The sequence below is a fragment of the Blastopirellula retiformator genome (genome assembly GCF_007859755.1).
GTDB lineage: Bacteria > Planctomycetota > Planctomycetia > Pirellulales > Pirellulaceae > Blastopirellula > Blastopirellula retiformator.
This window is the reverse complement of sequence record NZ_SJPF01000006.1, coordinates 351,431-377,718: the sequence shown is the minus strand read 5'-3', so window position 1 is coordinate 377,718 and position 26,288 is coordinate 351,431. Positions and strand designations below refer to the sequence as shown.

The window sequence follows — 26,288 nt, the reverse complement described above, 5'->3', positions numbered from 1 at the left end:
CAATAGGCTGGCGGCTTTGACTACGTCAGCTTAACCAGCTTCTCGAGCGCTTCTTTCGCGCGGGAGACGCCGCCGATATGCTCGACGAACTCTTTGGCTTTCATCAGGTCGTCGACCGTCAGTGCGCCAGTCTTGGTCGCGCCGTTTTTGCGCTTGTCCATCGACAGGATCGTGCTGACGTACTGCGGCGTGACGCCGGGCAGTTGCTTCTTAAGCGCATCGGAAACTGCGGAAGGACCAGCCGACGGATTCTCCGCCTTATATTTGCGAATGGCATTCGCTTTGTTGACTTTGGCGGCGGCTTTTTTGGCCATAAGTAAGGAAGCTCCAGATTGATGTTTAAGTCAGGAAGGAGAAGATAAGTTGGCCCGGGGTCTAAGCGAGATGTGAGCGAAGAGCGGCTAGCGGCCTTATACGTATCGTTCTAACAGCACATATTATGAAGCATATGCATGCAGCTATCTACCGCCCCTCGGTAGATAGCGACGACCCCTCAGATAGATGTGGGCCGCTAGGCGCCTATCGATCACTTCAAAAGATGTAGTTTTAACGATAGGTGTCAGCGACGCCCGAGATCGCGGCCCCCTCTTTTGGCGAAAAAAGAGGGCTGTTGAGCGGTCGCCAGCCGGAATGTAGAGGGATTCGTTGAGTGGGGATGACAGGAATCGAACCTGCACTCCGTGAGGAACTAGAACCTAAATCTAGCGCGTCTGCCAATTTCGCCACATCCCCATCCTCTAACGACGGCGTTCGCCGCTAGGGAAGCTTTGAATTCTAGCATTCTCGCGCCTGGGCACAACTCCGGCCTGCGGGAAGGCTCCCCTAGGTTTGAAAGGGATAATCTCGACAATGGACGACTTCGGACCGTCGCTACCAAGCATCCTTCTAGAATGGGCGTCAGGAAAAGAACATGGGTCTACGGGAAAAAAATAGCATTGATGCCGTCGTATTCGACATGGACGGCCTCATGTTTAACACCGAACTCTTATACCCCCAAGTATCGTACGAATTGCTGCAAAGGCGCGGGCACGAACTGACGCAAGAACTCACCAATTCGATGATGGGGCGGCCGGCTCGCGACGCCTTTCGCATCATGATCGAGTGGCATCATCTGGAGGATACGCCTGATAATCTGGCGGAAGAGTCAGATCAGATCTTTGAGAAAATCCTCGACGAGCAGCTTGCCCCGATGCCGGGCCTGATGACGCTGCTGGCCGCCTTGGAAGCGGCGGAATTGCCGAAAGGCGTTGCGACCAGCTCGGGACGTCCGATGGCCGAGAAGATCTTGGGGACGTATGACATCTTGCCCCGCCTGAAATTCTTGCTGTGTGGCACGGATGTGGAAAACGGAAAACCAAATCCGGAGATCTATCTGCTAGCTGCCGAGAAAATGGGAGTTGCGCCAGACCGCATGTTGGTGCTTGAGGATAGTCATACCGGCAGTCGCGCGGCGATCGCCGCCGGCGCGTATGTGGTGGCGACGCCCGGGGATCATAGTCGCCATCATGATTTCTCCGGCGCGCGGTTCGTCGCCGACACGCTGGAGGATCCGCGAATTTATGAAGCCCTAGGAATACCACGAGAAATCTAGGCGTTCAGTTTCTCTTGACCCATTTTTCCAGGGGGTGTTACATTAGTCGAACGAATGACGCTTTCTCTCCAATTCGCCGGCAAAGAGTTTTAAGGACGTCGCAATGCTGAACAATCTCGCCATTCTGCAAATCGACTCCGTGGATCAGGATCAAGCGACCGGACGCAACCGCATCGCCCCTGTTCGCCTGGCCCAACGGATGATCGGCGGCAAGCCGCTTGTCGAATGGCTGATTCGCCGTGTGGGAGAATCGCACGTCGACGGTGTGATGGTCGTCTTGCCGGAAGAGGCCGATACCAAGACGCTGTTGCCGCTGATCCCCAGCGATACGCCGGTACACTTCAGCCGCAAGCAAGATTCGCTCGGACGTTTGGCGGACGTGCTGCGAGAGTATCAACCCCGCGGCGTCGTGCGGATTCCGGTCGAACATCCGTTTGTCGATCCCGCGCTGATCGATCGCATGCTGACCACCGCCGCGACGTTTGAAAAGTGCGACATTGTCGGCTATCGCTATAAAAATGGCGCCGCCGCGGTCGACTCGCCGCTGGGACTGTTCGCCGAATGGTATCGCGCCAAAGCGGTGCTCAAGGCGGATGAAGTGGTCGAAGACGCGGTGGAGCGAAATGATATCAGCCGCGCGATCTTGGCTCGCCCCGATTGGTTTCCGCAACATTTGCTGCCGGTTCCCACCCAGCTAGAAGGCGCCGACGTTCGCTTGTCGGTAAGCGGCGAAGAAGACTGGGAGAACTCGCTGGCGATCGTGGATGCGATGCGTTGTTATGATCTCGATTGGCAAGACGTCGTCCGCTTCATTCGCGAAACGCCTCATCTGCGTCAGCGAATGGAGACGATGAATCAAATCGGATAACAATTCTCGGCGCCCACACCAAGCGGGTCCCGCGAAGTAGCCTGAAAGTTTCGCTAGGCTGAGTAAGGCCGGCGACTTTGTCACAACGGGGCGAATGGAGTCGCTCGCGATGGAAGACGGAGAAGGGTACGCCGACGAGTGGATCGTCTCGACCGGCGCTGGGCTCGCAAGCCGTTTAACGATCGTCGTTGACCCGAAAAACACCCTGTTCGACGCAACCGTCGGGCAGCGTTGGCTATTTCAATTGATCGGCGCTGACCGGCCCGAGGCCGACTTTTCCGAGTTCTTTGCCGTTTGGTCGGCCGATTTCGCCCCTGCGATCTGGCGCGGCGAGCGTCCCTATTGGGATGCGATGAAAGAGTATCTCTGCAGCAAGGGACTAAGCGGCGGGCACGTCGACGAATTGTGGCGAGCCGCGTCCCCCAAGTTCCCCGAGTTGGAGTATGGCGGCAAATACTCGCCCGACGTGTTGCACATTCTCGAGCGGATCAGCAGCTACGACGTGCAATTGATCGCCCTGTGGGAAACCGTGCAGACTGTCGCCCCGCATTCATGCGAACACGCCTGGGCGAAGGCGTTTGACCAGGTCATCACCACGCGAGAGCTGGGCTGCGACGCCGGCGCCATTGCCGCCTATCAGCGGCTGCGAGGGCAGATTGGCGATTCGGTCTGCGTGCTGCAAAGTGCTGACGCCCGCTGTTTGGCGGCGGCTGCGAAAACGGGCTGGCTGACGCTAGCGATCGGCCGCAAAGTGCCGGCGGCGGCCAGCGAGTCTTTGCCGACCTGGGCCGATTTGATCTCGTGGGCGGCGCTACGGGGCAATCGGCAGTCGGCGTAACAGCATGCTGGCGCCGAATCTTCCAAAAAATCGGTACAACCGGAATAAGTTCTCTAATTTCCACAATCGGAATTTGCCGATCGAGAGGGTACGGGCGCATTGGAATGCGCTTCGATTCGCTAGTTTCGATTCGTGGAAGTTAACGCAATGAAGAAATTGCTCGCACTCTTGTTGGCCTCGATGACCATCAGCGCCGGTCTCGGTTGCACGATGTGCTCTCATCCCAACGACTATTGCTACGCTGTCTACGACGAAGCCCACGCGTACGGTCATCGTGCCGGCTCGGCGTTCAGCCCGGTTTCGTACAGCAGCGAAGATACGAGCCAGACGGTGCTGGAAACGGTCGAATCCGAGCCGTATTACGACGAAGAATACTATGAAGTGGGAAGTTCGCATCCTTAATGTGTAGGTGCGGCATTTTATTCTTCCCAACGCGGGGTTGATGCGTTAGTCTCGTAGGTTCCCACCCGCGGCAGTTCTGTGCCTGCGGTGATCGCCTCTGGAACCACGCCCTCCATCAGTCAGCCCCCGCTTGAGTACCTCACTCCCTGAAACTTCTTCCGAGTTGGAAGAGGATCTGCTCCGGATCGAAACGCCCCCCACGTCGCTTGGCGAAATCTTGCGCCGCATTGGGCCGGGCTTGATCGTCGCTGGTTCGATCGTGGGCTCGGGCGAATTAATCGCCACCACCAAGGCAGGCGCCGAAGCAGGCTTCTGGCTGCTGTGGCTGATTTTGATCGGCTGCGTAATCAAGGTCTTCGTCCAGGTCGAGTTCGGCCGCTACACCATCTATAGCGGCAAGACGGCGCTGCATGGGATGAACGAAGTTCCCGGCCCGGCCATCTCTTACCGCCTGGTAACGCCGGCGCGGGTTAATTGGCTGATGATCTATTGGTTCATCATGACCGCCGCCAGTATCGCGCAGCTGGGTGGTATCGTCGGCGGAGTTGGTCAGGCAATGCAGATGGGGCTGCCGCTGACCGAGAAAGGCCGCTACTACAACGAGTTTGGCGATCTGCAAACGCGGATCCGCGTGACCGAAACCTTGATCACGCGAGCGGCCGAACGCGGCAATGCCGAAGAAGAAGCGGCTCAGCAAGCGGCGCTCGCCTCGTTGCAAGACGACTTGGACGAACAAGGCGACCGCTATCTCGCGCTGCGGCTGGGAATTCACCAGGCGAACACGCAGTTGGCTTCCCCTGATCTCACTGCCGAGGAAGCGGGTGTCCTGCGCAACGGACTTGCGGAGATGAAGGACCAGCGGAAAGCGATCCAGAAAAATATCGAGCCGATTGACGATGAGATCTGGGCCGCCGTCTTAGGGATCGTGACCGCCATCTTGTTGCTGGTTGGGCACTACAAGTTCATCGAATCGATTTCGACCACCTTGGTCGCCTCGTTCACGCTGGTGACGGTTGGCAATCTGCTGGCGCTGCAACTGAATCCCGACTGGGCGGTGACGCCTCAGGAATTCATGCGGGGGCTCAGCTTCCGGTTTACTCCAGCGTCGGAGGCGATTGGCGTTTCGCCATTGATGACGGCGCTGGCGACCTTCGGCATTATTGGCGTCGGCGCGACGGAGTTGATCGCCTATCCCTATTGGTGCCTGGAGAAAGGGTACGCCCGGTTTACCGGTCCGCGTGATGATTCGGTCGGCTGGGGCGAGCGAGCCGCCGGCTGGATGAAAGTGATGCGGTGCGACGCGTGGTGTTCGATGATCGTTTACACCTTTGCGACGCTCGCCTTCTACTTGCTGGGAGCGGCGATTTTGGGGCGGATTCATTTGATTCCGGAAAGCTCCGAGATGATCCGTTCGCTCAGCGTGATGTATGAGCCGGTATTCGGCGCCTACGCGCCGCCGATCTTTTTGTTTGGCGCCGTTGCGGTTCTGTATTCCACGTTCTTTGTGGCGAACGCCTGTCATGCTCGGGTGAATGCCGACGGTTTGCAGATCTTTGGCATGCTCGGGCAGGGGGATGCGACCTATCGATCGGGCGTGAAGTTCTTGTGTGGGTTCTTTCCGCTACTTTGCGTGGTGATCTACATCGTCTATCCCCATCCAACGATCCTGGTCATCTTCAGCGGCATGATGCAGGCGATCATGTTGCCGATGCTCTCGGCGGCGGCGCTCTACTTCCGCTATTACCACTGTGACAAACGGATCGCCCCGGGGCTGGCGTGGGACGTTTGTCTCTGGCTGTCGGCCTTGGGAATGCTGGTCGCCGGCGGGTACTTGGCCTACGCCAAGACGCCGGAGCTGATCAACAACATCGCCAGCTTGTGGCAATAGCCTGCTTAACTGCCTGTTGAATAATGCCATCGTGGCATTTTCCAACCTCGCCAGGCTCAGAACATAGCTCTTCGCGGCTCGCAAAATAACGACTTACGTCGTTATTTTGCGAGCGCATCCGTGCGATCACGCAGTCCGTCGAGAAAATCAACGGACTGTTAATCGCTACAACCGGACATTCGCGAGAATCCTCCTGCGCCGCGCTGCCGGGATTCTATATTTCGGTGGACGCTTATTTTCTCCCCCGAAAGATTCGCAATGGACGGCCATACAGGTTCGCATTCCACTGACATTTCGTCGAGCGCATATGTTCCCCCCGTATCGAAGTCGGCTGCTGCGCCGCAAACCGAAACTGGCCTGAAAAAGGTGTTGCACCTGATCAATGGCGAGCACTATTCGGGCGCCGAGCGCGTGCAAGATCTGCTGGGGCTGCGTCTGCCGGAGTTCGGTTATCATGCCGACTTTGCCTGCGTCAAACCGGGGAAGTTCGCCACGTCGCGCCGTGCACAAGATTGCCAGGTATTTGAACTGGCGATGCGGCATCGGTTCGATCTGTGGCGTTCGCGCGACGTCGTGCGCTTGGTGCAAGAGCATGGCTACAAAATCATTCACGCACACACGCCGCGGACCGCGCTGCTGGCGATGTTGGCGGCGCGATCTTGCGATGCGCAGTTCGTCTATCATGTTCACAGCCCGACCTCGCGCGACTCGACGCGGCGGTTTACCAATTGGGTGAATCAACAGGTCGAGTCGTGGGCGATGTTCCAAGCGGCTCGCTTGATCACCGTTTCCAATAGCCTGAGTCGTCACTTGGCGTCGCTGCATGTGCCGGCCGAGAAAGTTCGCGTTGTGCACAATGGCGTGCCGCCCCTGGAAGAGGTCCCGGCGCGCGAAGCGTCTCAAGGGACTTGGACGGTTGGCTGCGTCGCTCTGTTTCGTCCGCGGAAAGGTATCGAAGTCTTGCTGCAGGCGCTCGCCAACTTGCGCAGCGCCGGTCACGATGTCCGCCTGCGAGCGGTCGGGCCATTCGAGACGCCGGAGTACGAGCGTGAGATCATGGCCTTGGTCGCCAAGCTGGACTTGCAAGCGGCGATCGACTGGGTCGGCTTCACCCAGGATGTGAACGCCGAACTGTTTCAGATGGACTTGTTTGTCTTGCCCAGTCTGTTTGGCGAGGGATTGCCGATGGTGGTGTTGGAAGCGATGGCGGCCGGCGTACCGGTAATCGCCTCCGACGTCGAAGGCGCCTGCGAGGCGATCCAGTCAGGCGTCGACGGTTTGCTGGCCATTCCCGCCGATGCCGACGATTTGACGCAGAAAATTTCGTCGGTTGTGTCGGGCCAGGTCGATTGGCTCTCACTGCGTCAGGCGGCTCTTCTGCGGCAGCGGGAAGCTTTCTCGGACCGGAGCATGGCCAGCGGAACTGCCGCCGTCTACGACGAACTGCTCGGCTAAAATCCGCCATTCTCTCGCGATTTGCTCGCTGCGCGTGACCCAACGTGTCACACGCGGTCTCTACACTCGACCCTCGGGAAAAGCTCCTGCGGCTTTTCCCTGCCGGCTTCGGCGGGTATGTTGAGCTTTTCCCGAGCAAAGGCGAGCCATGTCAGGACGACCAAACGACTTAGCGCGATTTTTTCTGGGCTGGGATCGCCCTGCGCTCGTAACTGCCGCGGATCACCTGGCCGGGCTGGCTCGTCGCGACGGACCGCTAATCGATCTAAGCGAATACGCACTGATTCTGCCGGGCGCCCAAGCAGGGCGTCGACTGCGCGATCTGTTGGTCGAGCGAGCCGAGAGCGAAGGGCTCTCGCTGGTTCCCCCCATGTTGTGCGGCGTCGGGCAAACGCCGGAACTGCTGTACGAGCAAAAGCGGCCGTTCGCCAGTCAGTTGACGCAGCAATTGGCCTGGGCCGAGACGTTGCGGCTCTTCAATTCGCAGCAGCGAAAGCACCTGATTCCGCATCCGCCATCGTCCGACGATCTGTCGCAGTGGCGCGAGTATGGCGAAATCATTCGCAAGACCCACCGCGAGTTGGCGAGCGAGAAGCTTGACTTCGCCGCCGTCGCCAAGCGGGCGATGGAGATGCCGGAGTTCGCCGAAGTCGAGCGGTGGCGGACGCTCGCCCAATTGCAGCAAGATTATCTCAACCGGCTCGATCGGGTCGGCGTCTGGGATAAAGAGACTGCCCGGCTGTTTGCTCTGCAATACGACGAATGCCGCTGCGATCGGCATCTGGTGTTGATCGGGACGGTCGACTTGAACCAGACGTTGCGGTCGATGCTTGATCAGGCGGTTGCCCATGGCGCTGTAGTCTCGGCTTTGATCGCCGCGCCGGAAGAACTAGCAGGTGCGTTTGATGGGCATGGTTGCATAAAGCCGGACGCCTGGTCGGATCGTCGCCCCGCCGTCGATACGAAGCGCGTTTACCTGGTCGAAGGGCCCGCCGATCAATCGGAACAAGCGGTTGCCTGTCTGGCCAACTACGGCGGACGTTACGCTCCGGAAGACGTCGTAATCGGCGTGCCGGACGAAGCGCTAGTGCCGGAACTGAAACAACGGCTGGCCGCGCACGAGCTTGATAGTCGCTTTGGTCCTGGATCCCCGGTGGTAGAAACCCTGCCTTGCCGCGCGCTGCGCACCTTTTCCGACTATCTCCGCCGCCGCAGCTTTGCGTCGCTGGCCGAGGCGCTGCGGCATCCTGACGTTTGGCGGATGATGGAGTCGGAACGTGATCCGCTCGAAACGCTCGATCTCTTCTTTGGCGAACACCTGCGCGATGCGCTCGAAGCGAGTGAACTGGAAGGCGAAACGATTGCCGACTTAATGGCCCAGATGGATCAGCTGGCGATGCCGCTTTCGCAGCCTGTTTGTCCGCTGTTGCAATGGCGGCAACCGATCAGTCAACTGCTGCAATCGATCTATGGCGATCGTCAGCTGACGCCGAGCAGCGTCGACTACCGCGCGATCTACTTGCCGATTGAGTCGATCGAGAACGCGATGGCGACCTGGGAAGAAATCCCCGACACGCTGCAACCGCTGCTGTCGGCCAGCGAAGCGATCGACATCTTGTTGCGACTGCTTCGCGGCGACCTGGTGCCGGAAGAGCCGCGTGACGGCGTGATCGAACTGCTCGGTTGGCTCGAACTTCCGTTGCAAGACGCTCCGGCGTTGATCCTGACCAGTTTCAATGACGGACTTACGCCAAGCTCGGCGAACGCCGACTTGTTTCTGCCGAACTCGCTGCGAGAACGTTTGGGCATTGAAGACAACGCACGTCGGCTTGCGCGTGACGCCTATGCCTTTGAATTGCTACTGAACAGTCGCCAAGATCTGGACGTGATCGTCGCGAAACGAACCTCGGCCGGAGATCCGCTGGCGCCCAGTCGGTTGTTGTTTGGGTGCGACGACGCGGCGTTGCCGGCGGCGGTGGAGCGAATGTTCGGCGATCCCGAACCGATCAAGAACTCGGCGGTCTCGTTCCTGGAAGGAGAAGCCGAACTCTTCGGTCAGGCGATCGAGATCCCGCTGCCAGAGCCCGGGCCGTACCAGGTCGAGAAGATCACAGCCAGCGATATTCGCCGCTATCTTTACTGTCCGTATCGCTACTACCTCGAAAAAATCTTGCGGCTGCGGTCGTATTCCGACAGTGCCCGAGAGCTCGACGCCGCCCAGTTCGGCAACTTGGCGCATGACAGTCTCGAGGCGTTTGGCCGCAGCGAGCTGCGGAACTCGATCGATGAGAAGGCGATCCGCGACTTTTTAGAGCAAGCCCTAAGTACCCTGGTGAAAGAGAGGTTTGGCGCTCGCGTGCTGCCGGCGGTTCGGATCCAGGTCGAGCAGTTGCGACTTCGCTTGCAATGGTTTGCGACCGCGCAGGCCCGTCGCGCCGAAGAAGGCTGGAAAATTGTGCGGACCGAAACCGAAAACGCCGAGCATGAGCCAATCTTAATGGTCGACGATGTGCCGGTTCGGCTGAAAGGGCGGATCGACCGGATCGATCACCATCCCGATACCAATCGCTGGGCCGTGGTCGACTACAAGACCGGCGACACCGCCAAGAAGCCGGAGACCGATCATCACAAAGGGAAGTTTGAGGAGCGCGATTGGTTCAACGTGCAGCTACCCTTCTATCGCTTGATTGCTCGCGAATTGGGGATCGGTCCGCACGTGGAAGTCGGCTACTTTACCTTGCCGGCCAAGCGCGAAGATACCCGCTATCGTGCCGCCGCCTGGGAAGATGCCGATTTTGATCAGGCCGAAGGAGTGATCGCCGAGGTGGTCCGTCGCATTCGCAATGGCGAGTTTTGGCCCCCGTCCGATGTGGGACAGAACAACGACGAGTTCTCGCGGATCTGTCAGGATGGCGTGTTGGGACGCTGGGTTCCCCTGGCGACCGAAGAGGAGGTGGCTCAATGAGAACGTTCCAACATCGCCTGATCCGGGCTTCGGCCGGTTCCGGGAAAACGTTCCAGCTGTCGAATCGCTTTTTGGGCGTATTGGCGACCGGTGACGCGCCGGCCGAGATCTTGGCGACCACCTTTACCCGCAAAGCGGCGGGCGAAATCCTCGACCGGATCATGATTCGCCTGGCCGAAGCGGCTCGCGATCCCCACAAGCTGGCCGAGCTGAACAACTTTATCGAGGCGGCGCCGGTCACTCAGGATGCCTGCATCGCCACGCTGCGCGAGTTGACGCGGCAACTGCATCGCCTGCGGGTACAGACGCTCGATAGTTTCTTCATCCAGGTCGCGCAGTGCTTCAGCTTTGAGATGGGCTTTCCGCCTGGATGGTCGATTGCCGACGAAGTCGACGACTCGGAACTGCGCGTCAACGCGATCGAAGAACTGCTCCGCGAGCACGAAGCGAAGCTGGTGCTCGAGATCGTGCACCTGATGAGCAAAGGGGAAACGACCCGCGGCGTTAGCCAACTGATGCTGGACGCGGCTAGCCAGTTGTATGGGCTGTTTCAGGAAACCCCTGGGGAAGTTTGGACGGCGCTCAAGACCCGCCAGCCGCCGAAGCGGCAAGAGATTGACGCGGCAAAAAAACTGCTGCTCGAGGCGCCGCTCGACAAGCGAATGACCAAGGCCCGTAACGAAGATCTCAGTCGGTTTGACGAGGGAGACTTCGGCGGTTTCCTTGAAAAAGGCCTGGCGAAGAAGGTCATTGAAGCTGACCTGATGTATTACCGGGCCGAGATCCCGGCCGATGTCGCTTGCGCCTATCAAACGTTGATCGACGCCGCGGCCTGCGAACCTTACAACCTGCTGGTGCGGCAGACCGAAGGGGCGTTTCAATTGCTCGAGCGGTTCGATGCGATTTATCGCCGCTTGAAGTTTCAATCGCAGGCCTACCGCTTCGACGACGTCACTCGCTTTCTGTCGCGTCAGGCCAACGCCGACACGCCGACCCGCGTCGCCTATCGTCTAGACGGGCACATCAATCACCTGCTGCTGGATGAGTTTCAAGATACGTCGCCGGCCCAGTGGAGCGTCTTGCGGCCGGTTGCGCGTCGCGTCACGACGCAGCCGCAAGGGAGCTTTTTTTGCGTGGGCGACGTAAAGCAAGCGATCTACGGTTGGCGCGGCGGCGTGGCCGAGATCTTTGAAGAAGTCGTTTCCGAACTGGGGGAACTGGACGAAGCGGAACTGAAGGTCAGCTTTCGCTCGTCGCCGGTAGTGATCGACTTTGTGAATCTGGTGGCCCGCAACCTGCATCGCCACCCGGGGCTCGATCGGTACGAAGCGGGCGTTAAACGTTGGCAGACGCTCTTCGCGGATCACTCGACCGCCAAGACAAACTTGCCTGGCTACGTCAGCGTGGAAACGGCGCCGTATGACAAAGATGGCGATCCGAGCAACGAGACGCTCTTCATCGCCGCCGCCGAACGAGTCTGCCGCAGTTTGGAGAACTCGCCCGGCAGTGAAGTTGGCGTGTTGGTCCGCACCAACTCGGCCGTGCGGAAGATGATTTTCGAGCTGCGTCAGCGAGGCGTCACTGCGAGCGAAGAAGGAGGGGGCACGCTGACTGACTCCGCGTCGGTCCAGCTGATGATGTCTCTCTTGCAGTGGATCGATCATCCGGCCGATACGGTCGCCCGGTTCCATGTGCGAAACAGTCCGCTGGCCGAGGTGATCGGCCTGAAGCCGCACATGGGCTCGCAGCGTGCGTCGCAACTGGCGCAGCAGCTACGTGGCGAGATTCTGGTCGACGGATACGGGGCGACGTTGCGGCGTTGGTCTCGCACGTTGGCCGAGATTGGCAATTCGCGCGAACGGCGACGGATCGAACAACTGGTTCGCCTGGCGCACGGCTACCAACGCAAATCGACGCTGCGAACCAGCGACTTTATCGAGTTCGTCGAAACGCAGCGAGTCGCCGATCCCCAGGCTTCGGCCGTGCGGGTGATGACCATTCACCAGGCGAAAGGGTTGCAGTTTGACGTCGTGGTGCTGCTGGATTTGGATCAGAAGTTTCCGGGGCATCCGCCCAGTTTTGTGATCGAACGCTCGGCGCCGCTCGCCCCGGTGACCGGCATTGTGCGGTACGCCAACAAAGACGTTCAAAAGGTGTTGCCGCCGCGACTTCAGCGCATGTTCACTAGCTCTAGCTCGCAGCAAGCGGTCGAAGAGTTATGCGTGCTATACGTGGCGATCACCCGCGCGGTGCATGCGATGCACATTGTGATCAAACCGCCAACCGCCAAAGAGAAAAACCCGCCGCGAACGATGGCTGGGTTACTGACCGAAGCGCTCGAAGTGAACCGCCAACCGCAAGCCAACGAAGTGGTCTACCAAATGGGAGACGCCGAGTGGAACGCCCATTTGGCGTCGGCCGACATGCCGAGCGCGCATCGTACGCAGACAATCGCCCGTCGCTTGCCAATCGCCATGGCGCCCGTCAAACGGCAGCGGGGCGAAGCGTTGCCGCCGTCGAAGCTAGAAGGGGGGCCGCGATTGAAAGTCGCCAACCTGCTGCAAACGTCCGATTCGACTGGACGTTTGGTCGGCTCGGTGACGCATGCCTGGCTGGAGCGAATCGAGTGGCTCGACAATTTTGAACTGGATGAGCAAGGTTTCGGCACGGTCGCTCGCGCAATTGTTGGCGACGCGCTGAACGTTGACCACTTGTTGTCGCGGTTTCGCAAGATTATCGATCAGCCGAATCTGCAGCAACTGCTCGGTCAGCAGACGACGCGGCGTCCGGCAGGCGTATCGGCAGCGGCGACGGCGGAGGTTCGTCAGGAGCAAACCTTTGCGATTGCGGTCGAAGGGGGAATCCAGAATGGTTCCATCGACCGACTCGTGCTGTGGAAAGAAGGAGACGAAGTGGTGGCGGCTGACGTGATCGACTTTAAGACCGATCGTCTGGCGGCGGAAGAAACCGAAGCCCTGGCTGACAAAGCGGCCTTCTATCGTCCCCAGGTCAACGCATATCGCCGTGCGGTGCAGCAAATGTGGAAACTGCCGGACAAAGCGGTGTCGGGGCATCTCTACTTCGCCTCGGTCGACGCTGTTGTGGAGGTCAAATCATGAGCTTTCGATTTATTCATGCGGCCGATTTGCATATCGATAGCCCGCTGCAAGGGTTGGGCAAGATCGACCCGGCGATGATGCAGCGAGTCCGGTTGGCGACTCGCACCGCGTTTGAAAATGTCGTGGAACTGGCGATCCGCGAAGAGGTGGCGTTCGTCTTGATCGCCGGCGACTTGTTCGATGGCCAGTGGCAAGACATGCGGACCGGACAGTGGACGATCGCCCAGTTTCGCCGGTTAGAGACGCAGGGAATTCGCGTCTTCTACATTCGTGGAAACCACGATGCCGAGAGCAAGCTGCAGAAGTCGATTCGCTGGCCCGACAATGTTAGCGAACTGTCGGCGAAGAAGGCGGAGACGATCCAGCTCGATGATATTCAGGCGGCGATCCACGGCCGTGGTTTCGCCCGGCCCGATGTGCTCGAGGATTTGGCGGCTGGATATCCGGCGGCGCTCTCCGGCTATTTCAATGTCGGCATGTTGCATACCAGTTTGCAAGGCTATGACGAGCACGACCCGTACGCCCCGACGACGATCGACACCCTTCGGAGCAAAGGTTATGACTACTGGGCGCTGGGACATATTCATCTGCGCGAAGCGGCGCCGCTGTGCGAACATCCTTACGTCGCCTACAGCGGCAACACGCAAGGTCGCCACATTCGCGAACAAGGCGCCAAAGGCTGCCTGGTCGGTACGGTGACCGATGGACAGCTCGCAGAAGTTCGTTTTGAACCGACCGACGTGCTGCGGTTCAGCGAAGTCGAAATCGCGGTACCGACCGAGGCCGACGCTCAGCAGTTGGACGAACAAATTCGAGATGCGCTTTCGTCGGCGCACGAGAGCAACGACGGGCGGTTTACGGTCGCCCGGGTTCGGTTGACCGGCAGCTGTCAACTTCACGCCGAGCTGAACGATCCGCTGAAGCAAGGCAATTGGATCGGCCGGATCCGCGACGCCGCGGCGGCGATCAGCGATGACCTGTGCATCGAAAAGGTCAAGATCCGCACCACCGCCGAGCGGGCGCCGCTCTCGCGCGGCGAGGCTGATTTGCTGGGCGAGCTAGCCCGCGAGGTGGAGCTGTTGCGGCAAGATCCGGAGAGCCTGGCCGCACTATCGTCCGAGCTGAAATCGTTGTTTGAAAAGCTGGGCGCCGCCCAGGCCGATCTTAGCGACCAGCGGGAAACGAGCGAACGGATGGACGAGTGGCTTTCCGCCGCCGAGCAAATTGTGCTGACCGGACTGGAGGGCGCCGCGTGAAGATTCAAGCGATTCAAGCTGAGAATTTTGGAGTCTTTGCCGATCGCCGCTTCGACTTTGGCGACCGGTTGCAGATCATCTATGGCCCCAACGAAGCAGGCAAGTCGACGCTGCTGCAGCTGATCCGCGAGGCGATCTTCGGCTTCAAGGTGCGCAATCCGTACGCCTTTGTCGATGGCGGCAAGATGGCGGTCGAAGTGGGCGCTTCGCTGTCCGACGGTCGCCAGTTGCAGTTTCGCCGAACCAAGTCGACCAAGTCGGCGCTGACCGGGCTGTTCAGCGGCAGCGAAGAGACGTTTGACGAAACAACCTGGACAAGTCTGCTAGGCGGCATCGAGCAGCCTGCCTACGAGCAACTGTTTGGTTTTTCGCTTTCCGAACTCGCTTCGGGCGAAGCGGGCCTGAAGGCGGCCAGTTTGGACGAAGCGCTGTACGGCGGCAGTCTGGGCGGACTTGGCCAATTGCAGACGCTCAAGAAAACGCTGGAGACCGAAAGCAGCGCCCTCTTTTTGCCGACTGGTCGCAAACCGCGAATCAACGAGCTATTGTCGCAATTGCGGGAGGCCCGGACGCGGTTGCGTAGCGCTCCGCTGCGACCGGCGCAATACGATGAGAAGCTACGCCAGATTGATCAGTTGATTGAGCGTCGGGATCAACTCTACAAGCGGCACGAAGCGGCGTTTCTGCGTCTGCGGCACCTGGAGCGAATCGAAAAAGCGTATCCCGTTTGGCGTGAGCTCTCGCAGTTGAGCGAGCAGATCGCCGCGCTGACCGGCGATAAGCAGCCGCCGCGGGAAGCAATCGAAAAGTTCGAGTACCAGCGGACGCGTCTACAGTCGCTGGAGGAAGAGTTGTCGCGGTATCGTTCGCAATTGGAACTGCTGACCAAAGAGCAGGCCGAAAGCGCCGCCGCGATCAGCAAAGAACTGCTGCTGCAAGAGGAGACGATCCAGCGGCTGGTCCGTACCGTCTCCGAAATTCAAAACTTTCGCAGCCACATTCCGCTACGGCAACAAGAGCAAGCGGCCGCATTGGCCGATGCCGATCAGGCGATGCGCGAGCTGCATCCCGAGTGGAGCGTCGCCACGTTGTCGCAGTTCGCCCTGTCGCATCCGCAGCGGAAGGAAGTCGAACAAGCCGCCGCTGTCGAAAGCGATCTGCGTAGTCAGCTGAAGGTCTACGAGCAAGACGTGCAGCGGCTGGCTGGGCAGTGCGAGCGAGCCGAACAGCGCCTGAGCGAACTGCCGCCGCCGAGCAAAGTTGATTTCGCTCCGCTATTGCGAGAAGCGACGACCTGGAGTCGACGAACCGAACGAGAAGCCGACCTCCGCCGCGATTTTCAGCAGCAGCTGATGTCGGCGAAACCGCTGAAGAATAGCGTCGCCACGATCCCGGGCTATGACGACGTCACTGTTTCGCTGCTGCCAGCCGATGGGGAGATCGAACGCTTTGCCGACGAGCTGCAACAGGCGGAACGAAAGCAAGGCGAAGCGGCCGCGCGGCTCGCCAGCGAACTGGAGTCGCTCGCGGATCTAGAGGCGAAGATTGAGTTGCTTGATCAGCGACATGCGCTGGTTTCGCCCGAGCAGTTGCAACAGGCCCGCCAGGCTCGCGACGCCGCCTGGGACGAACTTCGAAATTCCCTGGGCGCCCAGAAACCCGACGCCGAAAAGCTGGCCGAGTTTGAGCAGCTATTGAAAGCGCCGGATGCGTTGGCTGATCGGCGCCAGAAACAAGCGGAGCTGCTAGCGAGCCGGGACAAGCTGTCGGATGACCGCGATTTGACGCAGCGCCGGATCGAACGCGCTGGCGCCGCGGCGCAAACGGCCGAGCGGCAGCAACAGACGCTGCGCGAGGAGTGGATCGCACTTTGGAGCGAACTACAAGTCGCGCCGCTGTCGCCGAAGGAGATGCTCGCTTGGTGCGACAAGTTCCGGCGATGGCGGGAAATGGAAGATCGGATCGCCGAGCTCGAAACGTCCCTGGCCGACATGACGACCGCCAACCAATCGTTGGCGGCGCAGATCGCGGCGGCGCTGCCTGAGATCGCTGTGGACGCCGACATCGCCGCGGCCGTCGACGCGCTGCAGAAAGCGGCTGCCGCGGACGAACAGCAACGAAACCAACACGCCCAGGCCACCGCCGAAGCGAAGAAGTTGGCTGCTGATCGTGACACGGCGATCGACGCGTGCGGCCAATTGAAACAGCGTCAGTTGGCGGCGATGGAGACGATTCGCACGCTGTTGGCCGCGGCGCCTGATTTGGGTTCCTCTGACGCCCAGATTATCATCGATCTGCTGTCGCGGATCGACTCGGTCCGCGGCATGCGCGATTCCGCCGCCAGTTTGCAGACCCGCGTTACCGACATGCAGCAAGGGATCGCCGCGTTTGAAGCGGAGGTCGCCGCCTGTTGGGAAGCGGCTGGACTACCGCCCAGCGATCTGTCGGCCGAGAACCAGGCGATCGAGCTTGATCGGCGGTTGAAGGATGTCGTAGCGGCTCGGCAGCAGAAGTCGCACGCCGAAAAGCAATTATCGCGGTTGCGGCAACAGATCGCCGAGTGTGCGGCGCAGCAAGAGACGATCCAAACGCAGTTGGCCGCCTGGCGAGAAGCTTCTGGCGTCGCCGATGACGACGGTCTGGAAGAAGCGACCCACAGGGCCCGCCGGCTGGCCGACTTGGAAACCGAACGCCGGACGCTGCAAGCGCAGCTGACTGGCATTCGGCAATCGGAAGAAGTGTCCGCATTTGAGGAAGCGCTCGCCGCAGCGGATCTCGATCAGGTGTTGCTAGAGCGGCAAGAGAGCGAAGCGGAATCGGCTCGCCTGCATGAGCAACTGGACGAGGTGAAGGAGTCGCTCGGCCGCACCCGCCAGCAGCAAGAGTCGCTGGAAGGTTCCGACAAGTCGATCGCGATTGCGTCGGAACTGGAAAGCTTAAAGGGAGAGCTGCAAGAGAAGGTCGACCAATACGCTCCGCTGGTGTTGGCCCGGGCGCTGGTCGACCGAGCAGTCGCCAAACATCGGGCGAAGACGCAGGGAGACATGCTCGACGCGGTCGGGCGGATCTTCCGCGAGATGACCGCTGGGCAGTACCAAGGGATCGAGCGACAATTGGACGAGGTCGGCACCTTGATGGTGATTCCCCGCGAAGGGAAACCGAAGACCGCCGAAGAACTGAGCACCGGCACGCGGGAGCAACTCTATCTCTCGATTCGGCTCGCCTATATCGAAAGCTACGCCAGCGGCAGCGAACCGTTGCCGGTGGTGATGGACGACATTCTGGTCAACTTCGATGACGAGCGACAGCGCCGCACCTTGGCGGTGCTGCACGACTTTGACCCCCGGGTGCAGATCTTGTTTCTGACCTGCCACCAGACGATGGTCGAAAAGGCGCAAGGCATCTCCAGCTCAATCCCCGTCTTGTCGCTTGGCGACGCGCCAATCGCCACGTCGCCGCCGGCCCCCAAAAATCGTAAACGCAAAAAATCGCAAACCCCCACGCTGTTCAACTGATGGCTAACGAAATCGCAGCGATGTTCGCCTACGGCACGCTCAAACGTGGCGAAGAACGGGAAAAATTGTGGCCCGCTCGCCCGTTGACCGTGGTGACCGCGTTCACCCAAGGCCGGCTCTACGAACTCGGAGAATATCCTGGTCTGGTACGCGGCGAAGATCGCGTGCAGGGAGAGCTTTGGATCTTCAAGCATCGCGACATTCAGCGGGTGCTTGAGGTGCTGGACGAGGTTGAAGACTACCCGCGGCTTTATCTGCGAGAACCGTTCGACTGCGAGACGTTCGACGGCCAGGCGATTTCCGCCACCGCGTACATTTGCGCTCAGACCGATCCGTTGACCGAAGAGATGCGGATCTTGCCCGATGAGCAAGGCATTGTGAACTGGAAGCCGGCCGGCGGAAGATTTCAGTCGATCTTGTAGATCTCGGCCAAGCGTTTGACTCGCTCAGCGACCGCTTTGCGGCACGAGGCGGGGGACAACACTTCCGCTTCAGGTCCTAGCGCCAAGACCCGCGGGATGATTTCCAGGTCGTTGGCCGCTTTGACGGTCAGGATCACGCTGCCATCTTCTTGCGGTTCGATTTTCTGTTCCGGATGCCATGGATCTTCGCGAACCCAGGCGGCGGCGAAGCTGCTGATCCGGATCTTAAAGTTCTGCGGCTTTTCCGAGGCGAAGATGCCGATCGACTGGGCCAAGTGCTGTTCGAGGTCGAAGTCTTTCGGTGGTTTGAAGTAGTCGTCAAGCGCCTCCGCCTTTTTGAAGCGGTCAAGCTTCCAGTGGCGTACCCGGCTTTCCGGATCTTCGACTTCGCGGGCCGCCGCGACAATGTAGATGCTCGATTGATACAGCACCACGCCGTATGGTTCGATCTCACGCTGCTTGGGCATTGGCTGGCCGAGCGTTTGATACGAGATCTGCACGACGCGATGTTGCTGGATCGCCCGGTTGATCGTTTTCAGAACGCCTTCTTGCTCCTTGTACGACTTGGGGGTGATGCCGCTAACGTGCAGCACCTGACGGTACTTGTGGTAGTGATCCCAGATCGACCCAGGCAGCTCTTCCTGAATCTTGTTCCAGAACGATTCGATGCCGATCCAGAAGGGAGTGCCGGCCAGCGGCAACATTAGATCGCGACCCAGCGACAAGGCGATCAGTTCGGTCGCCGAGGCGTTGATCTTGTGCATCCCTCGGGCGCCAGAGCCCATCTTCCAGACGCGACCGCGGGGCGATTCGTGACTGTCGACGTCGACGCCGGCCGCTTGCAAAGCTTCCAGATCGCGGCGGACGGTTCGCACATGCAGCGACGTCAGGCCCAACTGGGTAACCAGATCGTCGCGGATTTCCTCCAGCAGATAGCCGTACCGCGAGGGTTCGAGAATCTGCAAGATTTTGTGCTGTCGAATCAGCTGTTCGTTGCGTGCCACCGGATCAGGTTCTTCCGTGAACGAAGGGGGAGAATCGCACCGCGCGTCTGCGGCGAAGATCGCCGCTCGATTGGCAGTGTAACCCGCCGCCACCCCGCTCGGCAACGGTCGCACGACTAATTCAGCGCGGCGCTCGATTCGGAGAGGAGCAAATCGGCGAATTCGGTCGAATCGACCGCCGTTCCTTCCATGTCGTACTCGTCCGAGATCAGACTGCCGATGTAGGCCTGCAGGCTACGACTGGCGTCCGCTTCGGCATGATGCGTGGCGACTTCGCTGGCGAAATTGACCAGGTCGTAAATGCGGCAGCGGGCCGGCAAAATTCGCTGGCGTTTTTCGCTGAGGGCATCGAGATTCGCCATCCCGTACAACTCGTGCAGGCGTCCGGTCATTTTGTGGAAGTCGGGCATCACGTTCTCGGCCGAGATCGACTTGCCTCGCTCAAACTTGCACAAGATCTTATACAGCGAATTGCATTCGTGCAGCGATGCCCACGAAGTCTGCGCGCTTTCAAATCGCTGCCGTAGCGCCGCGTACCCTTCGCCATTGTCGTAGCTGTCGAGCGCCCGGCTGATGCAATGCCCGATATCCTTTCCCAGGCTGACATCGCTGCGAAAGGCACGGCTGTAGCCGATGGCGCCATTGGAGCAAACCATCCGCAAGAATGAGAGGAAGATCCGGGGTTGGCTGAAGCCGTCGATCGGCGTCTCCATCACAAAGCGATGTTTGAAATGATCGCCGCCGATCTCAAACGTGCAGTCGCCGCTGCGAGGACGATGCGTGCTGGTGATCAGACCGTCGGCGTAGCCAACGTCGCCCCCTTCGTAACGATCGACCAGGTCCATCACTTCGTCATGCGAGATGACGGGACGTTTCGGATTGCTGACCGACAGCAGGCGGCTTTTCCCTTGCGGCGAACGCTCGACGCAGAAGCGGATCGCATCGCTCGGCGTGCGGGCCGCGATCCGCTGAAAAACTTCGCCATGATCGAAGTAGCGAAACACGCTTTCCGAGAACCCGAACCGCTGAAACATCGACCGCCAAAACCGCGGCGTCGGCGTCAGCTGTTCGCCATGCAAGTCGATCGACTTCACATGGACCTTGCCGCTGCGCATGTCACGCTCGGCGGCGACCTGAAAATCTTTGATTCGGGCATATCCGTATTCGAAGTTCCATTTCATCGTGTCGTCTCCCATGCATGGGTGAAAGGATTTGAACGCGTTGATTGATTTTTTGGTGGCATGTTCTTGTCGCGTCTTCGCGAGAAGAGCATGTCTTCGAGACACAACAGCAGGACCAAGGCATGCTCTTCCGCCGAAGACGTCGTAAGAGCATGGCGCCATGGTTTCTACCTAAAACCGTTCGCGAACCTGTTGCCAGAACGGTTTCGACGTGCGGGCGGCGGCGACCACTTTGGGCAGTTTCACTTCGGCGCCGGCGATTAGTTGCCGGGTGCGGCTGCTGATCTTGTTGATCTCGCGGTTCATCTTCAGACTTCGCCAGCCTTCGCCGTTCCAGACGTATTGCTCGGCGGCTGACGCCGTTTTCAAAATCGGATGCGGCGTGTTGCGGCACTGCACCACTTGCTTGAAGGGATGGGCCGCATGTTTGCGGAAGACGCGGCCGCACATTTGAATTGTGCAGGCCCGGCTCGAAGGACGGCAGAAAACGGTTTGCAGATCCGGGCAGTCGAAACCTTCGGTCAAGATCGACATATTGATCAGCACCTGGGTACGCCCGGCGATGAAGTCGGCCAACTGCCGCTCGCGATCGCTGGTGGCGGTGACCACTTCGCTGCGGATGCCATATCCGGCCAAAGCGAGCTGGGCGGCGTCGCATTGCTGGCGGCGATGGAAAAACATGATCGACTTGCCCCAGTGCTGCGGGCTACGAGCATAGTGCTCTGCGACCGCTTCCGGCGTGTATTCCGGAATGGTGAAGTGATGGAAGCGACTCAGGTAGTCGTCTTGAATCAGCTGGTGAATGCCGGCGTCTTTGATCACCGTGTCAAAGCACAGCTTGACCCGATCGCTGCGAAACGGCGTGGCGGTCAGTCCTAGGATGTACTGCGGGCGAACCGAGCAGTGGAGATTCGCCATGCTGCTAGCGGCGTCGTGCTGGGCTTCGTCGACGATCAGCATGTCGACCTTGGGAGGATTCTTGTCGAACATCGAGATCAGTTCTAGCTTGACGTCAAAGCCCCGCCGCAGGTTCTCTTCCTGGGCTTGCTGCAGCAGATTCCGCCGCATGGCGACCCAGCCGATGCTCAGCCCATAGTGCTTTTGCATCCACTGGGCGATTCCAAGCCCCATGACCGTCTTGCCGCTGCCGGTCGGACTTTCGACCAACACCGACGCGGCCGAAGCGGAGAGTTCGGCGAATGGATCGGCCCGATGTTGCTCAAAGGCCGAAATCGCCTTCGAGGCGATCCGCAGCTGATAAGGACGAGGATCGACCAAGGCCCCCTCGAACAGGTCGTCCAAGCAGCTATCGTCAAACGGCGCGGCCGGGGCCGAAAGGACGTCATCGTACAGCGGAGCAGGGGAGAGGAGAGCTTCGTGCTTGATCATGGGAAATTTCCTTTTCGCCGAGGGGCTTGGGTTGCACTTCTTGCGGTCGCCTCGTCGCGACAGGAGAGATCATCGCCCAGGCCTGTGACACGATTGGTCCCGGTCTAGAAATTTTTTTTCGGATCCCCATCTCTACTAGTCCTCCGCGCGGCGGCTAGAATGGTTGAATAGGCATTCTGAGACGTTTGGCGGCAGCCGATCGCGTTACCTAGTCCGGCCGGGGCCTGCTTGCTTTGTGAACGATTTGCCCGAGAAACGACCGCCGCGGAATCCGTCCGATCGGTTCGCGCAACGCAGCCAGTTGCTCTTGGATATGGGACGATACGCAGAAGCTCTCCAAGAGCTGCTCAGGTGGATCGCGATCGAACCAGAAAATCCCCGGGCACACGCCAAGCTGGGGTATTGCTTCTCGCGAATGGATAGGTACGACGAGGCGATTGAGCACGGCCGAATAGCGGTCGCGTTGCAGCCGGATCGATGCGACTTTCATCTCAATCTCGGGATCTGCTTTTTCAATGCGGAGCAGTATGAATCGGCCCACGAATCGCTTCAGACAGCGCTGCAATTCTCGCCCGAATCGTACGTCGCCCACGACCGGATGGCGCGGACGTATCTGCGACTAAAAAAGCCGGAGCCGGCGAGTCGGCATGCCGACAAGGCGCTAGAGCTGCAGCCTACCGCCAGCGGCGCCTTGTTACTGAAGGGACGCACGCTCATATCGCTGGGCAAGTACCAGGAGGCGCTTGGCGTACTGCGAGAGGCGCTTCGGTACAACGCGGAAGAGTCGGACGCCCATTACTTTATGGGCGTTTGTTATTCGTCCCTGGGACTGCGGGAACATGCGCGAGCACGGTACCTAGAAACGCTGCGGATTTGCCCCGTCGATTCGGATGCCCAGGAGAAACTGGCGAAATTAGACGAGGTCAGTCTGCCGAGAAACGCCTCGCCGTTTGAATGGTGGGCCGTCAGCGTCCGCCTGTATGTGAACGGCCTGAAGTGGCTCCTGACGCAGACAACCACCTACGTGCTGATGTCTTGGCTACTCATCGCGTATTGCATCGCCTATTTCTGCTGGAGAGAGATGGATTGGGTTGCGTGGACCCTCAGCATCGCCCCGCTCGTGCCAACGTACCTCATTTCGGACGTTGTGATTATCCCGCTTACCTGTGCGTTGTTTCCGACACAGTCGCTGATGACGCAGTACCCACGCTGGAAAAGGGTACCTCTACGGCTGCTTGGTTTGGCGCTGCTAGGAATCTGGAGCGTCGCGGCTTGGGGAATCGCAGCCGGCGATGGCTCGATCTTTGGGATTGCGCTGACCGCCGCCTATGTCTATCTGGCGGTTGCGCAATACGTACTGGTCGAGCAGCCCAAGGTGGCGTCTCAATCCGCGAGAATCGCGCTTTGCGTCGTCATGCTGGCGATGTGTCTCGCGTTCTTCGTGTTTGTAATCGATTTCGGCGTCGAGACGTGGCAAGCAGGTTTGGTCGAAAACGCCATCGGTTGGCTGGTGGTGATTGGTTGGTGCCGCCGGATAGCGACGATCGGCGACGAGACTACGGCGGAGGAAACGAGTGAGAGTTCGGCGGACTCTGGGGAGTGATATTATCCTGCGAGATCGCTTGCCACCGCATTCCCTCGTTCGCGCTGCGGGCTAATGTTTGGCCAATGCGCACAAAAAAACGCCGCGGCGAATTGACTCGCGGCGGCGTTTTTGATTTCTGTTGGCGATTACGCCTCTTCCTCGTCGTCGTCCGGCTTTTCGGCCGTAGCGACCGAGCCGTTCGACTCGGTCTTGGCTAGGCTTTCGGGGCCTTCTTCGCTGTAGCGGATCAAGGCTTCGGGCAGTTCGACGCCGCCGATGTCTTTCAGGACTTGCATCATCGGGGGCAAGGTTTTCGACATGCCCGAGAGCCAGTCGGCGGTGCTGCTGCGGCCATCTTTGCCATTGCCGCCACCTTCCCAGACAACCACCTTGTCGAACTTGATGTTCGAGATCGCCTTGGCGGACGATTCGGCCAGGTTGTCGAGGTGTTCCAAGAGCAACATCTGGAACGCTTCTTTCGAGCTGCCGCACGCAGCGACGATCTGCTTGAGACCTTCACCCTTCTTGGCCAGCTTCTCGTATTCACCGCGGGCTTCCGCTTCGAGCTTGGCGTAGATCGCGTCGGCTTCGGCCTGAGCCAGGATGCGGCGTTTGGCCGCTTCGGCCGACGCGTCGACTTCCATCTTCGCCTTTTCGGCCTTTGCCGGAGCTTCGAGCAAGGCCCGCTTCTCGGCTTCGACCCGTTCCGCTTCGGCGATCGCCGCTTTGGCCATCGCGCGGTTTTGGGCTTCCAGCACCGCCGCTTCCGCCTCTTTCTTGCGGGTTTCGCCGGCCGGTTTGGTAGGCTTCGGCGCGCTTCACCGCCAGGGCGGCTTGCGACGCGGCGATTTTGGCGCTCGACAAGTTTTCGCCTTCGATCGCGGTCGCGTCCGCCTCCGCGATGCGAACGCGTTTTTCGCGCTCGGCGTCTTTGACCTTCGCTTCCCGTTCGTACTCGGCGGCTCGTTCGCCGATCGTTTGTTCTTTCTGCATGTCGGCGACGCGGATCGCTTGGTCGCGTTCCGCTTCGCGGGTACCGATCACTTGCTCTTTGTTAGCCAGGGCGACCGAGATCAACTTTTGTTTGTCGGCTTCGGCGACGCGGATTTCACCCATCTTCAAGTTTTCGGCGACGTCACCGCGGGCATTTTGAATCGCCAGCGAGGCCGCCTTCTGGCCGATGGCGTCGATGTAGCCCGACTCGTCGGTGATGTCGGTGATGTTCACGTTGATCAGGATCAGGCCGATCTTGTTCAGTTCCGGTTCGAGCGACGACTGGATGTGTTCGAGCAGCTTGTCGCGGTCGCGGTTGATTTCTTCAATCCGCATCGACGCGATCACCTGGCGAAGCTGACCGAAGATCAATTCTTCCGCCTGCTTACGAATTTCGCCGACGGTCAAGCCGAGCAAGCGAACCGCCGCGTTGTCCATCACGCCGGGCGACGTGCCGATGGCGACGGTGAAGCAGCTGGGAACGTTGACGCGGATGTTTTCGGACGACAGGGCGCCGCGGAGCGGGATGTCGATCTGGATCGGCTCGAGGCTGAGATAGGCGTAGTCTTGGATCAGCGGCACGACCAGCGAGGCGCCGCCGTGAATGGTTTTTGCAGCGCTCCCTTTGCCGGTGCGACCGTAGATGACCAGCACGCGGTTCGACGGGCAGCGTTTGTACTGTTTCGCGATGAAGATCATCATCGAGAAGAGGAACATGACGAAGATGCCGACGCCGACAAGCGTCCAAATCATCGTGCTGCCGAGCATTTGGCCGAGTACCAGTGGAAAGTGAGTTAGCATGATGGTCGATCCGGTTCTTTGGGGGTGAACTTCGTGCCTTACTAGATGTACGTTGTGCTAAGCGGGCGCGTATCGCGACCGCAAAGGATTTAGGGACGCAAAGGGTTGGTTTGCGCGGGTTATTCGAGAGACGCCGACTATGCCGACAAGCGGGCGACTTCCAGCGTCGCATCGTCGATAACGCGAACGACTTTTACCGACGTGCCGGTCGCCAGCTTTTCGCTTTCGGAGGTCATCGCCGCGTATTCGACGATCTGGTTATTCAGTTGCATCTGAACCTTGCCTTGGCCCCCGTTCTCGCCAGGGATCGGCACATAGACCTTGGCCGGCTGGCCGACGGCATCGCTGATTCTTGTCGTACCGTCGACGCCAAGCCGGTAGATGAACAGCAACAGCCAGTGGACGACGTACATCGCGGCGATGCCAAAGATGACCGCCACCACCAGCGAAAGGGCGCTGCCGATGTTTGCCGATTCGGCCGCCAAGCCGGCAATGCCGAAAAAGGCGATCGCCGCGACGACCGTCTTGAACGACAGAACGCCGAACAGCCAGGTCGAATGATGGGCCGTGGCCGAAAAGTCGGTATCGTCCGGCAGATCGAGATCGTCCGGGATGTCGGCTTCAAAGTCGAGCGCTTCGCCCCCAATGCCGAGCAAGGTCAGCAGAAACTGGATGACGAAAACCGAACCGCCCAAAACGGCGCAAATTAGAAACATGGTGCTCATTTACCGCCCCTTTCAATCGGAACGAATTCCGCGATGCCTGTATGGTCACCTGGTATTCGCCACGGCGGGCCAAATATTGCGGGAATTCCGTCCCGCCGCCAACCCCCCGTATCTTGGGATTCTGGGCCCAGGTTGTCAAACCAAACAGACGGGAAATGCCGAAGATTCCGCCGAAGCGGGCCCCCCCGCCCATTGGTTAGCACAGGAAGGTCCTCCTTCCTGGGCCGACGAAGTCGGCAGGAAGCATCAGGCCGAGAAAGGAAGGATTGCGGAGCGAGCTACTTCAAAACG

Annotated in this window: 19 protein-coding genes and 1 tRNA gene; 12 read left to right on the top strand and 8 right to left on the bottom strand. The window is 59.6% G+C overall.

What is annotated here, in order from left to right:
* Positions 1–20: 20 nt before the first annotated feature.
* Positions 21–314 (bottom strand): hypothetical protein, encoded by a 294-nt coding sequence (locus Enr8_RS23430; RefSeq protein ID WP_146436417.1) that lies wholly within the window; start codon positions 312–314, stop codon positions 21–23.
* A gap of 336 nt (positions 315–650) precedes the next feature.
* A tRNA-Leu gene (locus Enr8_RS23425) sits at positions 651–732 on the bottom strand.
* Between the two features lie 178 nt (positions 733–910).
* On the opposite strand from Enr8_RS23425, the gene Enr8_RS23420 reads away from it, so the two are divergent.
* From Enr8_RS23420 to Enr8_RS23370, 11 genes are all read left to right on the top strand, one after another.
* The gene (locus tag Enr8_RS23420; protein ID WP_146436415.1) at positions 911–1,591 is read left to right on the top strand and encodes an HAD family hydrolase; all 681 of its coding nucleotides are present in this window, start codon (positions 911–913) and stop codon (positions 1,589–1,591) included.
* Between the two features lie 103 nt (positions 1,592–1,694).
* The gene (locus tag Enr8_RS23415) at positions 1,695–2,459 is read left to right on the top strand and encodes an NTP transferase domain-containing protein (protein WP_146436413.1); all 765 of its coding nucleotides are present in this window, start codon (positions 1,695–1,697) and stop codon (positions 2,457–2,459) included.
* Positions 2,460–2,568: 109 nt separating this feature from the next.
* The gene (locus Enr8_RS23410; protein ID WP_146436411.1) at positions 2,569–3,297 is read left to right on the top strand and encodes a hypothetical protein; all 729 of its coding nucleotides are present in this window, start codon (positions 2,569–2,571) and stop codon (positions 3,295–3,297) included.
* Positions 3,298–3,444: 147 nt separating this feature from the next.
* Positions 3,445–3,699 (top strand): hypothetical protein, encoded by a 255-nt coding sequence (locus Enr8_RS23405; protein WP_146436409.1) that lies wholly within the window; start codon positions 3,445–3,447, stop codon positions 3,697–3,699.
* Positions 3,700–3,829: 130 nt separating this feature from the next.
* Positions 3,830–5,587: an Nramp family divalent metal transporter gene (locus tag Enr8_RS23400; protein ID WP_246120225.1), complete on the top strand. Its 1,758-nt coding sequence runs from the start codon at positions 3,830–3,832 to the stop codon at positions 5,585–5,587.
* 258 nt (positions 5,588–5,845) lie between these two features.
* Positions 5,846–7,042, top strand: a complete 1,197-nt coding sequence (locus tag Enr8_RS23395) for a glycosyltransferase (protein ID WP_146436406.1) — start codon at positions 5,846–5,848, stop codon at positions 7,040–7,042.
* 148 nt (positions 7,043–7,190) lie between these two features.
* Positions 7,191–10,007: a PD-(D/E)XK nuclease family protein gene (locus Enr8_RS23390; RefSeq protein ID WP_146436404.1), complete on the top strand. Its 2,817-nt coding sequence runs from the start codon at positions 7,191–7,193 to the stop codon at positions 10,005–10,007.
* Positions 10,004–13,126 carry a UvrD-helicase domain-containing protein gene (locus Enr8_RS23385; protein ID WP_146436402.1) on the top strand — a complete coding sequence of 1,041 codons (3,123 nt, stop codon included), beginning with the start codon at positions 10,004–10,006 and terminating at the stop codon, positions 13,124–13,126. Before Enr8_RS23390 ends, Enr8_RS23385 begins: the two co-directional genes overlap by 4 nt.
* On the top strand, positions 13,123–14,382 hold the full coding sequence (locus Enr8_RS23380; RefSeq protein ID WP_146436400.1) for a metallophosphoesterase family protein: 1,260 nt from the start codon (positions 13,123–13,125) through the stop codon (positions 14,380–14,382). The genes Enr8_RS23385 and Enr8_RS23380 overlap by 4 nt, the downstream gene beginning before the upstream one ends.
* The gene (locus Enr8_RS23375) at positions 14,379–17,897 is read left to right on the top strand and encodes an AAA family ATPase (protein ID WP_186767832.1); all 3,519 of its coding nucleotides are present in this window, start codon (positions 14,379–14,381) and stop codon (positions 17,895–17,897) included. Before Enr8_RS23380 ends, Enr8_RS23375 begins: the two co-directional genes overlap by 4 nt.
* On the top strand, positions 17,897–18,319 hold the full coding sequence (locus tag Enr8_RS23370) for a gamma-glutamylcyclotransferase family protein (RefSeq protein ID WP_146436396.1): 423 nt from the start codon (positions 17,897–17,899) through the stop codon (positions 18,317–18,319). Before Enr8_RS23375 ends, Enr8_RS23370 begins: the two co-directional genes overlap by 1 nt.
* Here Enr8_RS23370 and Enr8_RS23365 read toward each other — a convergent pair.
* From Enr8_RS23365 to Enr8_RS23355, 3 genes are all read right to left on the bottom strand, one after another.
* Positions 18,304–19,323 (bottom strand): helix-turn-helix transcriptional regulator, encoded by a 1,020-nt coding sequence (locus tag Enr8_RS23365; protein WP_146436394.1) that lies wholly within the window; start codon positions 19,321–19,323, stop codon positions 18,304–18,306. The two genes, Enr8_RS23370 and Enr8_RS23365, sit on opposite strands and share 16 nt — an antisense overlap.
* A 116-nt stretch (positions 19,324–19,439) precedes the next feature.
* Complete coding sequence (locus Enr8_RS23360; RefSeq protein ID WP_146436392.1) at positions 19,440–20,504, bottom strand: DUF932 domain-containing protein; 1,065 nt, start codon at positions 20,502–20,504, stop codon at positions 19,440–19,442.
* 171 nt (positions 20,505–20,675) lie between these two features.
* Positions 20,676–21,893: a DEAD/DEAH box helicase gene (locus Enr8_RS23355; protein WP_246120224.1), complete on the bottom strand. Its 1,218-nt coding sequence runs from the start codon at positions 21,891–21,893 to the stop codon at positions 20,676–20,678.
* Positions 21,894–22,128: 235 nt separating this feature from the next.
* On the opposite strand from Enr8_RS23355, the gene Enr8_RS23350 reads away from it, so the two are divergent.
* On the top strand, positions 22,129–23,496 hold the full coding sequence (locus tag Enr8_RS23350) for a tetratricopeptide repeat protein (protein ID WP_261342484.1): 1,368 nt from the start codon (positions 22,129–22,131) through the stop codon (positions 23,494–23,496).
* A 128-nt stretch (positions 23,497–23,624) separates the two neighbouring features.
* Here the strand turns inward: Enr8_RS23350 and Enr8_RS26330 are convergent, their stop codons facing one another.
* From Enr8_RS26330 to Enr8_RS23340, 3 genes are all read right to left on the bottom strand, one after another.
* Positions 23,625–24,122 (bottom strand): flotillin family protein, encoded by a 498-nt coding sequence (locus tag Enr8_RS26330; RefSeq protein WP_246120223.1) that lies wholly within the window; start codon positions 24,120–24,122, stop codon positions 23,625–23,627.
* Complete coding sequence (locus Enr8_RS23345) at positions 24,022–25,272, bottom strand: flotillin family protein (protein ID WP_246120222.1); 1,251 nt, start codon at positions 25,270–25,272, stop codon at positions 24,022–24,024. Before Enr8_RS23345 ends, Enr8_RS26330 begins: the two co-directional genes overlap by 101 nt.
* A 137-nt stretch (positions 25,273–25,409) precedes the next feature.
* Positions 25,410–25,988, bottom strand: coding sequence for a hypothetical protein (locus tag Enr8_RS23340; protein ID WP_146436388.1), 579 nt, complete (start codon positions 25,986–25,988; stop codon positions 25,410–25,412).
* Positions 25,989–26,288 lie beyond the last annotated feature (300 nt).

Coding starts and splice junctions, on each gene's coding strand:
- Enr8_RS23430 (WP_146436417.1), bottom strand. CDS start 314: ATGGCCAAAAAAGCCGCCGCCAAAGTCAACAAAGCGAATGCCATTCGC.
- Enr8_RS23420 (WP_146436415.1), top strand. CDS start 911: ATGGGTCTACGGGAAAAAAATAGCATTGATGCCGTCGTATTCGACATG.
- Enr8_RS23415 (WP_146436413.1), top strand. CDS start 1,695: ATGCTGAACAATCTCGCCATTCTGCAAATCGACTCCGTGGATCAGGAT.
- Enr8_RS23410 (WP_146436411.1), top strand. CDS start 2,569: ATGGAAGACGGAGAAGGGTACGCCGACGAGTGGATCGTCTCGACCGGC.
- Enr8_RS23405 (WP_146436409.1), top strand. CDS start 3,445: ATGAAGAAATTGCTCGCACTCTTGTTGGCCTCGATGACCATCAGCGCC.
- Enr8_RS23395 (WP_146436406.1), top strand. CDS start 5,846: ATGGACGGCCATACAGGTTCGCATTCCACTGACATTTCGTCGAGCGCA.
- Enr8_RS23390 (WP_146436404.1), top strand. CDS start 7,191: ATGTCAGGACGACCAAACGACTTAGCGCGATTTTTTCTGGGCTGGGAT.
- Enr8_RS23385 (WP_146436402.1), top strand. CDS start 10,004: ATGAGAACGTTCCAACATCGCCTGATCCGGGCTTCGGCCGGTTCCGGG.
- Enr8_RS23380 (WP_146436400.1), top strand. CDS start 13,123: ATGAGCTTTCGATTTATTCATGCGGCCGATTTGCATATCGATAGCCCG.
- Enr8_RS23370 (WP_146436396.1), top strand. CDS start 17,897: ATGGCTAACGAAATCGCAGCGATGTTCGCCTACGGCACGCTCAAACGT.
- Enr8_RS23360 (WP_146436392.1), bottom strand. CDS start 20,504: ATGAAATGGAACTTCGAATACGGATATGCCCGAATCAAAGATTTTCAG.
- Enr8_RS23355 (WP_246120224.1), bottom strand. CDS start 21,893: ATGATCAAGCACGAAGCTCTCCTCTCCCCTGCTCCGCTGTACGATGAC.
- Enr8_RS26330 (WP_246120223.1), bottom strand. CDS start 24,122: ATGGAAGTCGACGCGTCGGCCGAAGCGGCCAAACGCCGCATCCTGGCT.
- Enr8_RS23345 (WP_246120222.1), bottom strand. CDS start 25,272: ATGCTAACTCACTTTCCACTGGTACTCGGCCAAATGCTCGGCAGCACG.
- Enr8_RS23340 (WP_146436388.1), bottom strand. CDS start 25,988: ATGTTTCTAATTTGCGCCGTTTTGGGCGGTTCGGTTTTCGTCATCCAG.